The sequence below is a fragment of the Actinoplanes sp. CA-030573 genome, assembly GCF_050951115.1.
Classification (GTDB): domain Bacteria; phylum Actinomycetota; class Actinomycetes; order Mycobacteriales; family Micromonosporaceae; genus Actinoplanes.
Window position 1 is genome coordinate 1,786,452 of sequence record NZ_CP192038.1, and the last position, 12,570, is coordinate 1,799,021.

Sequence of the window (12,570 nt, forward strand, 5' to 3'; positions counted from 1 at the left end):
GTGATGACCCCTCCCGCCGGTGTTTCGCGGCGCACAGTTATCGCCGCCTCGGCCGCCGCCACCGCGGCGCCCTTCGTCGCCTCCGGGGCCGCACAGGCCCATGGCGGCCACGCTCCGGCCCCGGAGACGTACCACCTCACCGTGCTCGGCACGTCCGACACGCATGGAAATGTGTATAACTGGGATTACTACCGGGACGCCGAGTACGACGACAGCGCGCACAACGACGTCGGGGTGGCCAAGCTCGCCGCCCTGGTCAACAAGCTGCGCGGGGAGGCGACCGGGGCGACGCTGGTGCTCGACGCCGGTGACACCATCCAGGGCACGCCGCTGGCCACCTACTACGCCAAGCAGGAGCCGATCACCACGACCGGTGAGAAGCACCCGATGGCCCGCGCCATGAACGTCCTGCACTACGACGCGGTGACGCTGGGCAACCACGAGTTCAACTACGGCCTGCCGCTGCTGAACCTGTGGATCCGGCAGCTCGGCTTTCCGGCCCTGGCCGCCAACGCGGTCAGCGCCACGACCGGTAAGCCGGCCTTCACCCCGTACGTGATCAAGAAGGTCTCGCTCGGAAAGCACGCTCCCACGCTGCGCGTCGGGATCCTCGGCCTCACCAACCCCGGCGTCGCCATCTGGGACCGGGCGAACGTCGAGGGCAAGCTCGAGTTCCTGGACATGGTGGCCACCGCGGCCAAGTGGGTGCCGGTCATGCGGCGCTGCGGCGCGGACATCGTGATCGTCTCGGCGCACGGCGGCGACAGCGGCAAGTCCAGCTACGGCCCCGAGCTGCCGAACGAGAACCCGGCGGCGCTGATCGCGGCCCAGGTGCCCGGCATCGACGCGGTCCTGTTCGGCCACGCCCACCTGGACATCCCGCAGCGGTTCGTGACCAACGAGGCGACCGGCCAGCAGGTGCTGCTGTCCGAGCCGTCGAAGTGGGGCCAGCGCCTCACCAAGATGGACTTCGACCTGGTCCGTCAGCACGGCAAGTGGTCGATTGTCGCGAAGGCCGCGACCACGCTGAACACCAACACCGTCGAGGCCGACCCGCGCGTTCTCGCGGTGACCCGGTCGCAGCACGCGAAGACCGTCGCGTACGTCAACCAGGTCGTCGCCCAGTCGACCGAGGAGCTCTCGGCCGCCACCTCCCGGTACGAGGACACCGCGATCCTCGACTACATCAACAAGGTGCAGACCGACGAAGTGACCGCGGCGCTGGCCGGCGGCGCTTATGGGAGCTTGCCGGTTTTGTCGATCGCGGCGCCGTTCAGCCGGACGGCCGTGTTCCCCAAGGGCGACGTCAAGATCAAGGACGTGGCCGGGCTCTACATCTACGACAACACGCTCGAGGCGGTCGTGCTGACCGGCGCCGAGGTGAAGGCGTACCTGGAGTACTCGGCGAAGTTCTTCGTGACGCTGGCCCCGGGCGCGCCGGTCGACCCGGCCACGATCAGCGACCCGTCGATCCCGGACTACAACTACGACGTGCTCTCCGGCGTCGACTACGACATCGACATCAGCAAGCCGATCGGCTCGCGGATCACCCGCCTGCAGATCGCCGGCGCCGACGTCGACCCGGCGGCCCAGTTCGTGGTGGCGGTGAACAACTACCGGCGCTCCGGCGGCGGCAACTTCCCCGGCATCGTGAAGACCCAGGTCTACAACGAGCAGAAGGAGATCCGCCAGCTGCTCATCGACTGGGCCCAGGCCAAGGGCTCGATCAACCCGGCCGACTTCTTCGTCAAGAACTGGCAGCTCGTCCGCGAGGGCGTGCCCGTCCAGTTCTGATCATGTTCGGTGGAGGGGCGCCTCGGGCGCCCCTCCTCGCTATCTGCTGACCGGGACCTGCATCTCGGTCACCCACTTGTCGAACTCGCCCGGCGGGCAGTCCAGGTACACCTCGCGGGCGAAGCCGGGCTCGACGGTGTGGTAGCCGTTGTCGTCGATCCAGTTCGCGATCTTCTGCCCGGTGCGGAAAGCCTCGGACATCGAGCCCTCGTGCAGGGCCGTCGCCGCCTGCTCGATCTCGGGCAGCACGACCACCTCGAAGCCGGGGTCGTCGCCGGCCTCGGCGTCACCGATCGGGAACGCCGCGTGCACGGTGATCGTCTCGTCGCCCGGCTCGGTGGGCGCCGGCAGGTAGTACGCGATCGGCGCCCCGGTCATCTGCACGCCGCCGGCCTCCATCAGCTCCATGAGCCGCGGGTAGAGCGGGGACAGGTTCTCGGTGATCGAATCGGGATGGTCGTAGCCGGTCGCGGTCGCGGACAGCTCCGCGACCCGGATCGGCGGGATGTTCTTGAGAACGACGTCTCCGGTGTCCATATGGCCCTCAATCTCGATCATCCGGAGACGGGCGTCGACCTGGGCCAGCCGCATGCGGTCCTTGCGTGCCTGCGCTTCCAGCTCGGCCCGGCGCAGGCGCAGCATGCCGCGCAGCTCACCGACGTCGACCTTCTCGTCGATGAGCTTCTGCACCTCCGAGAGTGAGAAGCCGAGGTCCTTGAGCGCGGTCACCCGGTTGAGCAGCTTGAGCTGGCTCGCCGTGTAGAAGCGATAGCCGCTGTGCTGGTCGACGTGGGCGGGCGGCAGCAGGCCGATGGCGTCGTAGTGGCGCAACATCCGCACCGACACCCGGCCCAGGCCGGCGAAGTCTCCGATACTGAACATGGTCCTCGTAGCCTCCGGCCTGACACAGTGTCAGAGTCAAGGGTCCTCTTCGGATCTCCCGGGCGCCCCTTCGGATCTCGCGGGGGTCAGCCGCCGGTCTCGCCGGGCGGCGTGGTCGTGGCGTCGGTCGTCGGGGGCGTCGTCGGGGGTGTCGTGGTCGGCTGCGTGGTCGGCGGCGACGTCGTGGTCGGCTGGGTCGTCGGCTTCGTCGGGGTCGCGCTGGTCGAAGCCGACGCGCTGGCCGAGGCGGACTTGCTCGGCGGCGCCGACGTCTTGCGGGTGGTGGCCTGCCGGTTCGGCTGCTTCGTCGTCGGGGTGGGCGCGAGCGTCGGCACGACCGGATCGTCATCCTGCTGCTGCGTCTCGGTCGGCGCCACGTTGAGCGGGTTGTTGCCGGACTGCGGGTCGTCGTCGCTGCGGAAGATGATCGCCATGGTCAGCCCGATCGCCAGCACCGCCATCACGCAGACCGCCACCAGCAGCGCCGTCTGGCTGCGCTGCGGCCGGCGCCGGGCCGGCAGCGGCGGGTTGGCCGGGGTGAAGGGCAGGTCACGCGGCATCGGCACGGCACGGGTCGGCGCCGGCGGGCTCAGCGGGGCGACCAGCGCGGTGCCGGTCATCCGCTTCCAGTCGAGTGGGCCGGCCGACTCGAACGCCGCCGCGGCGAACTCGGCCGCCGTGGCGAACCGGTCGGCCGGCTGCTTGGCCATCGCCCGGGCGATCAGCGCGCGGACCGGGGGCGGCACGTGCGCGGGCAGCGGGTCGGGCTCGTCCTCGAGATGACGCAGGGCCACCTGCAACGCGTTGTCGCCGTCGAACGGGGGCACGCCCGCGATGCAGTGGTACGCCACGGCGCCGAGCGCGTAGATGTCGGTGGCCGCGGTGACCTTGCCCTTGGCCACCTGCTCCGGGGCCATGTAGAGGGCGGTGCCGACGATCGCGTTGAGCTGTGTGACGCTGGTCACCGCGTTCGACCGGGCCACGCCGAAGTCGACCAGCACCACCGTGCCGTTCGGCTTCACGATCAGGTTGCCCGGCTTCACGTCGCGGTGCACCACGCCCACCTCGTGCGCGGCGTGCAGCGCGTCGGCGGCCTGGGCCACGATCGACATGGTCTCGGTGACGCTCATCGGGCCCTGGCGGACCCGGGCCGAGAGCGGCTCGCCCTCCACGTACGCCATCACCAGGTAGGCCACCTGGTCCTCGTCGGAGTCGCCGTCACCGGCGCCGGCGTAGTCGTAGACCTCGACGACGCCCGGGTGGCGGAACGACGCCATCATCCGCGCCTCGCCGTAGAACCGGGCCGCGAACTCGGGGTCGCTGAGCATGGCGGTCTTCAGCACCTTGACCGCGATCACGCGACCGAGCACCACGTCGGTGCCCTTCCACACCTCGCCCATGCCACCGGTCGCGATGCGCTCGTCCAACCGATAACGGTTGCCCAGGAGGATCCCCGCAGACAGCACCGCCGGACCTTATCTAATCGGGTGGCAGGGCCACAGCAAGCGAACGTCGCTCAACTCTACAGATGCCCGTCGGTCAGCGGGGGGCCAGCGATGGCACCCTTCGCCCGGCCGCCGAGTCCGCGATGAGCTGGGCCAACCGCCGTTCCCGGGTATCGCTCCGCTTCGCACTGATCACCCAGTGTGTCGCCGCCCGGCGGTAGGACGCGGATTGGGCCGAGAACCAGTCCCATGCCTGCGGGTCTGCCCGGAAACGCGCGCTTTGCTGGTCGTCGAACTGCCCGTCCTGTTCGTGGGCGTACGCGGGCGCCTGGTCGATCTTGCGCTCCTCGAAAGCGCGGAGCCCGGACGGGCGCATGAGGCCGCGCTCGGTCAACTCAGCGATCTTCGCCACATTGACTTCGCTCCAGACGCTGCCGCGCCGCCGCGGGGTGAACCGCACCTGGTAGCGCTGGTCGTCGATCCGGCGGGCCACGCTGTCGATCCAGCCGTAGCAGAGGGCCTGCTCGATCGCCTCGGGGTGGGAGACCCCGCTGCGGCCGCTGCCCTTCTTCCAGTACCCCACGAACAACTCGGGAGCGGCGGCATGATTCGCCTCGAACCACTCACGCAGGTCGGCGGCCGTGTCGAAGAAGAGCGCATCCACGCCGACAGCGTAGGTGCCGCCGGGCGGCAAAGGGCTCCGCCCGGCGGCCGGTGGTGCTTCTGCTCGGGTGTGTCAGATCTCGCGGCCCTGGACGATCACGGCCGTCTCGGCGAGCTCGCGCTCCTCCTCGGCCGCCTGCTGGGCCAGCGAGCGCCGCGCGTAGGCGGCCGCCGCCCAGCCCACCGCCACCCCGGCCAGGCCGGCCAGGGCGATCAGACCCCACGGGCGGCCCGGGCGGCGACCGGCCAGTGCGTCGGCGGCCGCGGTGGCCCGCCGCCACGCCTCGTCGGCGAAGTCCTGGCCACGGTCGCCGGCCAGGGCGGCGGCCTTGGCGGCCGCCTTCGCGGCCTTGTCGCTGGCCCGGGTCGCCGCCTTCGAGGCCTTGCCCCCGGTCTGCGACGCCGCCTTCGACGCCTTGTTGCTCGCGCGCGTGGCCGCCTTCGCCGCCTTGTCGCCGGCTCGCGAGGCCGCCTTGGAGGCCTTGTCGCTCGCGGCCGTGGCCGCCTTCGACGCGTTGTCGCTCGCCGTCGACCACGCGGATGTCAGGTAGTCCCAGGCCTGTTCGGCGGTTCGCTCGGCTGTTGTGGTCATCGTCGCAATCTCCTCACGCGGTCGGCGTACCTCGGTCACCTGCCCATATGCGCCAAGCGGCAAACGCGTCCGCTGTGGACGCCATCACGTTTCGGAAACGACTGGACGCCAGCCGGTAGTCTTGACGCGGTTCACACGGGTCACTCAGGTGGCTAACAGGTTCGGGGCCTAGCGTTTCGGTCAGTTTCACCGAACCTTTCGGGGGTAGTCTGCTCTGCCCCCGGCGCGAGGCCCAGTGGGGTGGTGCACTACGCTGCGTCGCGGCCCGCGCACAGAGGAGCTGACGCTCGGGGAGTCCGGGCGGGTGGAGGGATTGGCGTGACGCTGTCGATAATGACGTCGACGCTTGCCGACGGTGTGGTGGAGGTCTCGCCCAGCGGCGAGATCGACGTGGAGAACGCTTACGAGATCCGGGAGGCCGTGGCGACCCAGCTCGCCGAGGGGCGCCCCACCCGCATCGAGCTCAACTTGCACAACGTGACCTTCATCGACTCGGTCGGCATCAGCGCCCTCGTCGCCGCCTTCCAGCTCGCCGCCGTGAGCGAGGTCAAGCTGGTCGTCACCCGGCCGAGCCGCTTCGCCCACCGGCAGCTGTGGGTGACCGGGCTGCTCGGCCTCTTCGGCAACCCGACCCCCTTCGGCGACGGCGCCGAGAGCGAGGAGCCGGCCGCCTTCGCCTGACCGCGCCGCGACGCTCGAGGCGTCGGCCGCTTCCGCCGACACCCGCCGCGACGATGCGCGAGGCGCATGCGGGGGCCCCTCCATGGCCGGCCTCGAGCGGCCCGGAGCGGCCCTCCCTAGATCGCCGGGGACTGGACCGCCACCGTCTCGAGGTTGAAGCGGACGTCCGAGGCCTCCACCGGCGCCCGCAGCGGCGTGACCACGGCGAAATGCTCGGCCAGCGCGGCCAGGTCGGTCTGCGGCTCCAGCAGGTCGTCGGCGGCCTGCACGGCGGTACGCACGAAGCCCTCGCCCGCCTCGGCGATGCTCATCTGCACCTGGCCGAACTGCGCGAGCGCGGCCCGGCGCAGCCCGCGGATTCCGTCCAGATGCAGGTCGGGCACGTTGAGGTTGAAGACCGTGCCGGCGGCGGTGTGCAGCAGCGTCGGAATCAGCCGCACGGCGAGCTCGGCGGCGCTGCTCCAGTGCCGCTTCTCGTCGTCGACCTCGCTGATCACGTCCATCGCGGCGCCGCCGCTGCGGGTCGAGGCCACCCGCGGTGACAGCACGTCGAGCGAGACGGCGAGGCCGTGCAGTCCCGCGTAGGACCCGGTCAGCGTCGCGCCCACGGTGCCCGAGTGCACCACGGCCGAGCCGGCGTTCGCGCCCCGGTTGATGCCGGAGAGGATCATCTCCGGCGGCTCACCGAAGGCCTCCCGCAAGGCGAGCAGCACGATGTACGCCGGGGAGGCCGCCACCGCGTACGCCGGAATGTGCTTGTTGCCCGGCAGCTCGCGCTTGTGCAGGATGATCTTGCCGTGCTCCTCGATCGCGGTCATCGCGGCGCTGCTGCCGCTCGACTCGGTGACCGGCGCGGCCACCACCACGTCGTGCCCCTCGCGTGCGGCCGCCCGTGCCAGGTAGCGCAAGCCGGGGGCTTCGATGCCGTCGTCGTTGGTGACCAGGATTCGTGTCATCGTGCCTTCTTGATCGGGGTGAGCTTGATCCGCTCGGTCAGGACCTGGACGGCGTCCAGATGTCCGGTGCCGAGGCCGTGCCGGGTGACATTCAGCGCGCCGGCGGCCGCCCCGGTGCGTACCGCCTCGCTCATCTCGCCGCCGCGGGCGAGCACCGCGGCCACGCCGGCCGTCATCGAGTCGCCGGCGCCGCGGCCGTCGGTGGGGGTCAGCTTGGGCGTGCCGACCCGGTAGATCTCGTCGTTGATCAGGGCCAGCGCGCCCATGTCGGCCCGCGACACCAGGACCGCCTCGGCGCCGTCGTCGCGCAGCTTGAGCAGCGCGTCGGTGAGGTGCCGCTCGGAGTCGTCGGGGGAGAGGCCGTCGGCGATCAGCTCCTCGTGGCTGATCTTCACCACGTTGAGGCCCGCCTCCAGTACCGCCTTGAGATGGTCGCCGCACAGGTCGGCGATCACCTTGCACCCGTTGGCCCGCAGGTCGGCGGCGAGGCGCCGGTACACGGCCGGCTTGATCACCGACGGGTGGGCCGGGCCGCTGAGGATCGCGATGCCGGCCCGCAGACCCTCGGCCAGCGCCAGGTTGTAGAGCTCGTCGAGCTCGTGCCGGGTGAACGGCGCGCCGGCGATCTCGGCCAGCGAGCGGCGCTGGCCGTCCCGCCGGTCGTGGACGTACCAGCCGCTGCCGCTCTCCCGCGGGATCGTCCGCAGCGTCACGCCCTTGAAGTCGAGCAGCGGCTTGAGAACGCGGCCGACCTCACCGCCCACGGCCGCGCAGAGGATCACCTCGGCGCCCAGCGAGGTGATCATGCGAGTCTGCCAGATGCCCTGCCCGCCCGGATGGACGTGCAACTCGGGCAGCTCGTGTTGCTGTTCGATAGTCACGGTGAGTTGAGGTGCGGGCGCGAAGACCATGACCCGAGCGTCGCTCATATCCGACATTGTCCACTTTTATGGACGCCCGGTCCGGCAAAAGCGATAAAACCTCAGAGCTCGAATGCCTCGTTCGTCAACTCTCGTACGGCATCGATGAGGTCCGGCCGCGTCTGCAGCAGATCCTCGAGCCGCACTCGCCACTTGCCCGCCTCGACGTCCCCCGCGTACCGGTCGCCGCCGGTCTCGACCAGAGCCGTGAGCAGGCGCTGGCGCGTGTCGGCGAACTGGCCGTAGACCTCGCTGCCGAGCCGGCTCAGCACCTTGGCCGCGAACCGGTCGGACTGCTGGCTGCCGGCGGCCCGGACGAACGCCCGGGCGCCGTCCCACGCGACTCTCGGCTGATGGATGACGGTCTGCGCCATGACGGTGTCCCCTCGTGATGACATAGCCACCTAGCGTAGAGACGCCTCCCGCGACCGGTGGCCGGAGTGCGACCAGGATGCCCGCCTTCTGTGATGATCGCCATACCCGATCACCAGCCGGCCGGCGCACACCCTCCGCCGGCCCCGACCGGCTCGACCTGGAGGGTGGCGTGGTCGATGTCGAAGTCCTCGTGCAGCGCCTCGCGGGCCGTGCTCAGCACCGTCGCGAGCTCGGCCGCGGGCTCGAGGCTGAGGTGGGCCGAGGCGACGTCCATGCCCGAGGTCAGCGTCCAGACGTGCAGGTCGTGCACGTCGCAGACGCCCGGCACGGCGGCCAGCCGGGCCCGGACCGCGGTGATGTCGAGGTGGTCGGGCGCGGCCTGCACGAGGATCCGCACCGCCTCGCGGCCGAGTGCGAACGTGCGCGGCAGGATCATGAGCGCCACGATCACGGCGACGATCGGGTCCGCGTACTGCCAGCCGGTGGTCTTGATGATCACACCCGCGATGATCACGCCGACCGAGCCGAGCAGGTCGCCGACCACCTCCAGGTAGGCGCCGCGGACGTTGATGCTCTCCTTGGCGCCCGCGCGCAGCAGGCCGAAGGCGATCAGGTTGACCGCCAGGCCGCCCACCGCCACCGCCAGCATCCCGCCGGCCAGCACCTCGGGCGGATCGGTGAACCGGCGCACCGCCTGGACCAGGACGAAGACGGCGACCGCGGTCAGCAGCGCGGCATTGGCCAGCGCCGCGAGCACCTCGAGGCGGTAGAGCCCGAAGGTGCGGTGCGAGTCGGTGGCGGCGCGACCGGCCGCGGTGATCGCCGCCAGCGCCATCGCGATGCCGAGCACGTCGGTGAACATGTGGCCCGCGTCGGACAGCAGGGCCAGCGAACCGGTGGCGAACGCGGCGACGGCCTCGACCAGCATGAACGCGGCCAGCAGGCCACCGGCCCACCACAGCCGGGCCCGGTGTCGCTCGCCGGCGCGCATCGCCTGCTTCCCGTGGTCGTGCCCGGCTCCCATGCGTCAACCCTCCGTCGGCGCGACCCGCCTCGGCCAATGTATGCGTACATCGCTATATGTGCAAGCCGAACCGGGGCGGCTCGGCCGGGGTATGTCATCAACGACAACCTCACAGCACCGCCTGGAAAGGATTTCCGTGTCCAGACGTACTCTCGCGATTGTCATCCCCGCGCTGCTCGCGGTCACGCTCGGCGCGACCCCCGCGGTGGCCCGTTCCCACTCCGGAGTGCTCACCAGCTTCGCCCTCCCGGCCGGCTTCCAGCCCGAGGGCATCGCCATCGGCGAGCGGCCGTACGCCTACTTCGGCTCCCGCGCCGACGGCGACATCATCCGGGTCGGCCTGGTCACCGGCGAGACCCGGGTGATCAACCAGGGTCCGGGCACTCCCTCGCTCGGCCTCAAGCTCGACAAGCGGGAACGCCTCTTCGTGGCCGGCGGCTCCGGGGGCGACGCTCGTGTGATCGACACCCACAACGGCAAGGTCCTGCGCACGTACGCGTTGCAGACCGTCCCGTCGTTCATCAACGACGTGGCACTGACCGGCGGCGCCGCCTGGTTCACCGACTCGGCCAACCCCGTGCTGTTCAAGCTGCCGCTGGACCGGAAGGGCAAGCTGCCGGCCGCGGCCGTGCGGGTGCCGCTGACCGGGGCGATCAAGTACGCGGCCGGCAACAACGCCAACGGCATCGCGCCGACCCCGGACGGCCGCGCGCTGATCGTCGTCCAGTCGAACACCGGCAAGCTGTTCCACGTCCGCTACGACGGGCAGACGACCGAGATCGACCTGCGCGGCGACAACGTGGTCAACGGCGACGGCCTCTGGCTGCGCGGGCGCACGCTCTACGTCGTGCAGAACCGGCTCAACACGATCACCGAGATCCTGCTGAACAAGGACGCCACCGCCGGCTCGGTGATCTCGCGGACCACCGACGGATCGTTCGACGTGCCGACCACCATCGCCGAGTACGGCAAGCGGTTCTACCTGCCCAACGCGCGCTTCACCACACCGGCGACGCCGACCACGCCGTACGACGCGGTCAGCGTGCGGATTCCGTAGCCGGCACCCAGTCGGCGGTCGTCCCGACCGTGGTCAGGCGCTGGGTGGCCCGGGACAGGGCGACGTAGAGCGTGCGGATGCCGGCCGCGTCCCGGGTGAGGGCCGCCGGCTCCACGAGCACGACCGCGTCGTACTCCATGCCCTTGGCCTCCAGCGCCGTGACCACCTGGACCCGCTCCGGCAGCCCGGCCACCCACCCGGCCATCTCGTCCCGGCGCGGCACCGGCGTGATCACGCCGATCGTCCCGTCCACCTCGGTGAGCTGCTTCTCGGCCAGCTCGCGCACCAGGCCCGGCAGCCCGGCCCGGTCGGTGACCACATCGACCGGGTCGACGCCGGTGCTGCGCACGGCCCGCGGCAGCGGCAGGTCCGGCAGCAGCGTGCGGATCACCCGGGCCGCCACCGCGAAGATCTCCGAGGAGTTCCGGTAGTTGGTGGTCAGCGCGTAGCTGTTGCGCCGGCGCGAGCCGAGCGCCCGGTCGCGGGACCGGTCCAGCTCGGCCGGGTCGCCGGCCCAGGCGGTCTGCGCCGGGTCGCCCACGATCGTCCAGGACGCGTACTGCCCGCGGCGGCCGATCATGCGCCACTGCATCGGCGAGACGTCCTGCGACTCGTCCACGACAACGTGGGCGAAGTCGCGGTAGTCCTCGTCGCGCTGCACCTGCTGGGCCCGGGCCGCCGCCTGCCGGTCGGCGTAGGTGCTGACCTCCTGGATCCCGTCCCGTACGTGGAAGGGGTTCTTGGTCTTCTTCTGCGCCTGCCGGGGCCGGCCCATCAGCTCGTCGAGCTCGTCGAGCAGCGCCACGTCGGCGATCGTCGGACCCTGCTCGGCCAGCGCGTCGAACGAGCCCTGCAGGGTCGCGATCTCCTCCCGGGAGAGCAGGCCGTTGGCGTACTTCCGCAGCCGGCCCGGATCGGCCAGCCAGCGCAGCACCCGCAGTGGGGTGAAGCGGGGCCACCACGCCTTGAGGAAGTCGCGGAAGTCCCCGCGGTCGGCCAGCTCGGCCTCGAAGTCCGCCTTCTCCGGCAGGCCCGTGATCTTGAGCTGACGCGCCTGCGCCCAGAGCGCGTCGAAGAGCCGGTCGAAGCCGTGCCCGCGGACCTCGTTGCGGCGCGCGCCCCGGGGCAGCGCCTTGCGCCGGATCTCGTCCAGCTCGCGCGCGTCCAGCCGCAGCAGCGTGCCCCGGTAGAGCAGGCGCAGCTCGGCCGGGCCGCCCGGCACCGCGTCGTGCGAGGCCCGCTCGAGCACCCGCCGCATGCGCAGCGAGCCCTTGATCGCCGCGACCGGCCCGCTGTCGACCCGGGTCGCGTCGTAGCCCGGCACCAGCGAGCCGAGCGAGCGCAGGGTGGCCGTGTCCTCGCCGAGCGAGGGCAGCACGGTCGCGATGTACTCCACGAAGACGCCGGACGGGCCGACGACCAGGATGCCGCCGCCCGCGAACCGGCTGCGGTCGGAGTACAGCAGGTACGCCGCCCGGTGCAGCGCCACCGCGGTCTTGCCGGTGCCCGGCCCGCCGGTCACGATCGTCACGCCCGATGCCGGGGAGCGGATCGCCTCGTCCTGCTCGCGCTGGATGGTGGCGACGATGTCGCGCATGCCCCGCCCGGTCGCCTTGGACAGGCTGGCCAGCAGCGCGCCGTCGCCGACCACCCGCATGCCGGGCGGCGCCGCCTCCGGGTCGAGCAGGTCGTCCTCGATGCCGGTGACCTTCTCCCGGCTCGACTGGATCATGCGGCGGCGGATCACGCCGAGCGGCTCGGCCGCGGTGGCCCGGTAGAACGCCGCGGCCGCCGGCGCGCGCCAGTCGACGACCAGCGGCTGCGAGCTTTCGTCGCGGATGCCCATCCGGCCGACGTAGTGGGTCGCGCCGGTCTTCAGGTCGAGGCGGCCGAAGACCAGGCCCTCGTACTCGGTGTCGAGGGCATGGCGTCGCCGGGCCGCGTGGTAGACCATCGCGTCCCGCTCGACCAGGGCGCCGAACGTGCCGACGCCGGCCAGGCGGTAGCCCTCCTTCTCGGCGCGCGAGGCGTCGCGGCGAAGCTCGGCGAGGCGGGCGTAGACCCGGTCCACATGCTGCTGTTCGACCGCGATCTCTTGCTGGAGGACGGTGGGGTCGCTCAAGGCTGGTGCTTCTCCCTGGTTGAAAAAGGGGGCAATCGAACTTACTCCTACCGGCCGGG

At 71.2% G+C, this 12,570-nt stretch carries 12 protein-coding genes; 3 read left to right on the plus strand and 9 right to left on the minus strand.

The genetic code is table 11. From position 1 onward, the window contains the following. Positions 1-3 precede the first annotated feature (3 nt). Positions 4-1,794 carry a bifunctional metallophosphatase/5'-nucleotidase gene (locus tag ACQP2F_RS08355; protein WP_433302197.1) on the plus strand — a complete coding sequence of 597 codons (1,791 nt, stop codon included), beginning with the start codon at positions 4-6 and terminating at the stop codon, positions 1,792-1,794. A gap of 39 nt (positions 1,795-1,833) precedes the next feature. Here the strand turns inward: ACQP2F_RS08355 and ACQP2F_RS08360 are convergent, their stop codons facing one another. From ACQP2F_RS08360 to ACQP2F_RS08375, 4 genes are all read right to left on the minus strand, one after another. Then, on the minus strand, positions 1,834-2,676 hold the full coding sequence (locus ACQP2F_RS08360; RefSeq protein ID WP_433302199.1) for a MerR family transcriptional regulator: 843 nt from the start codon (positions 2,674-2,676) through the stop codon (positions 1,834-1,836). Between the two features lie 86 nt (positions 2,677-2,762). Beyond that, positions 2,763-4,142: a serine/threonine-protein kinase gene (locus ACQP2F_RS08365; protein ID WP_433302201.1), complete on the minus strand. Its 1,380-nt coding sequence runs from the start codon at positions 4,140-4,142 to the stop codon at positions 2,763-2,765. A gap of 73 nt (positions 4,143-4,215) precedes the next feature. After that, on the minus strand, positions 4,216-4,785 hold the full coding sequence (locus tag ACQP2F_RS08370; protein ID WP_433302203.1) for a YdeI/OmpD-associated family protein: 570 nt from the start codon (positions 4,783-4,785) through the stop codon (positions 4,216-4,218). A 72-nt stretch (positions 4,786-4,857) separates the two neighbouring features. After that, the gene (locus ACQP2F_RS08375) at positions 4,858-5,376 is read right to left on the minus strand and encodes a hypothetical protein (RefSeq protein WP_433302205.1); all 519 of its coding nucleotides are present in this window, start codon (positions 5,374-5,376) and stop codon (positions 4,858-4,860) included. A gap of 318 nt (positions 5,377-5,694) precedes the next feature. Here ACQP2F_RS08375 and ACQP2F_RS08380 point away from each other — a divergent pair, with 318 nt between their 5' ends. Continuing rightward, positions 5,695-6,057, plus strand: a complete 363-nt coding sequence (locus ACQP2F_RS08380) for an STAS domain-containing protein (protein ID WP_433302207.1) — start codon at positions 5,695-5,697, stop codon at positions 6,055-6,057. 116 nt (positions 6,058-6,173) lie between these two features. Here ACQP2F_RS08380 and surE read toward each other — a convergent pair whose 3' ends face one another. The 4 genes from surE to ACQP2F_RS08400 form a co-directional block, all read right to left on the minus strand. After that, complete coding sequence (gene surE / locus ACQP2F_RS08385; protein ID WP_433302209.1) at positions 6,174-7,013, minus strand: 5'/3'-nucleotidase SurE; 840 nt, start codon at positions 7,011-7,013, stop codon at positions 6,174-6,176. Further along, complete coding sequence (locus ACQP2F_RS08390; protein WP_433302210.1) at positions 7,010-7,942, minus strand: 1-phosphofructokinase family hexose kinase; 933 nt, start codon at positions 7,940-7,942, stop codon at positions 7,010-7,012. Before ACQP2F_RS08390 ends, surE begins: the two co-directional genes overlap by 4 nt. Positions 7,943-7,995: 53 nt before the next feature. Further along, the gene (locus ACQP2F_RS08395) at positions 7,996-8,307 is read right to left on the minus strand and encodes a hypothetical protein (protein ID WP_433302212.1); all 312 of its coding nucleotides are present in this window, start codon (positions 8,305-8,307) and stop codon (positions 7,996-7,998) included. Positions 8,308-8,417: 110 nt separating this feature from the next. Beyond that, complete coding sequence (locus ACQP2F_RS08400; protein ID WP_433302214.1) at positions 8,418-9,332, minus strand: cation diffusion facilitator family transporter; 915 nt, start codon at positions 9,330-9,332, stop codon at positions 8,418-8,420. Positions 9,333-9,468: 136 nt separating this feature from the next. Here ACQP2F_RS08400 and ACQP2F_RS08405 point away from each other — a divergent pair, with 136 nt between their 5' ends. After that, positions 9,469-10,389, plus strand: a complete 921-nt coding sequence (locus ACQP2F_RS08405) for an SMP-30/gluconolactonase/LRE family protein (RefSeq protein ID WP_433302216.1) — start codon at positions 9,469-9,471, stop codon at positions 10,387-10,389. Here ACQP2F_RS08405 and ACQP2F_RS08410 read toward each other — a convergent pair. Beyond that, entirely contained in the window at positions 10,370-12,511 is a 2,142-nt protein-coding gene (locus ACQP2F_RS08410; RefSeq protein ID WP_433302218.1) for a HelD family protein, read from the minus strand. The genes ACQP2F_RS08405 and ACQP2F_RS08410 overlap by 20 nt on opposite strands. Between the last annotated feature and the right edge of the window lie 59 nt (positions 12,512-12,570).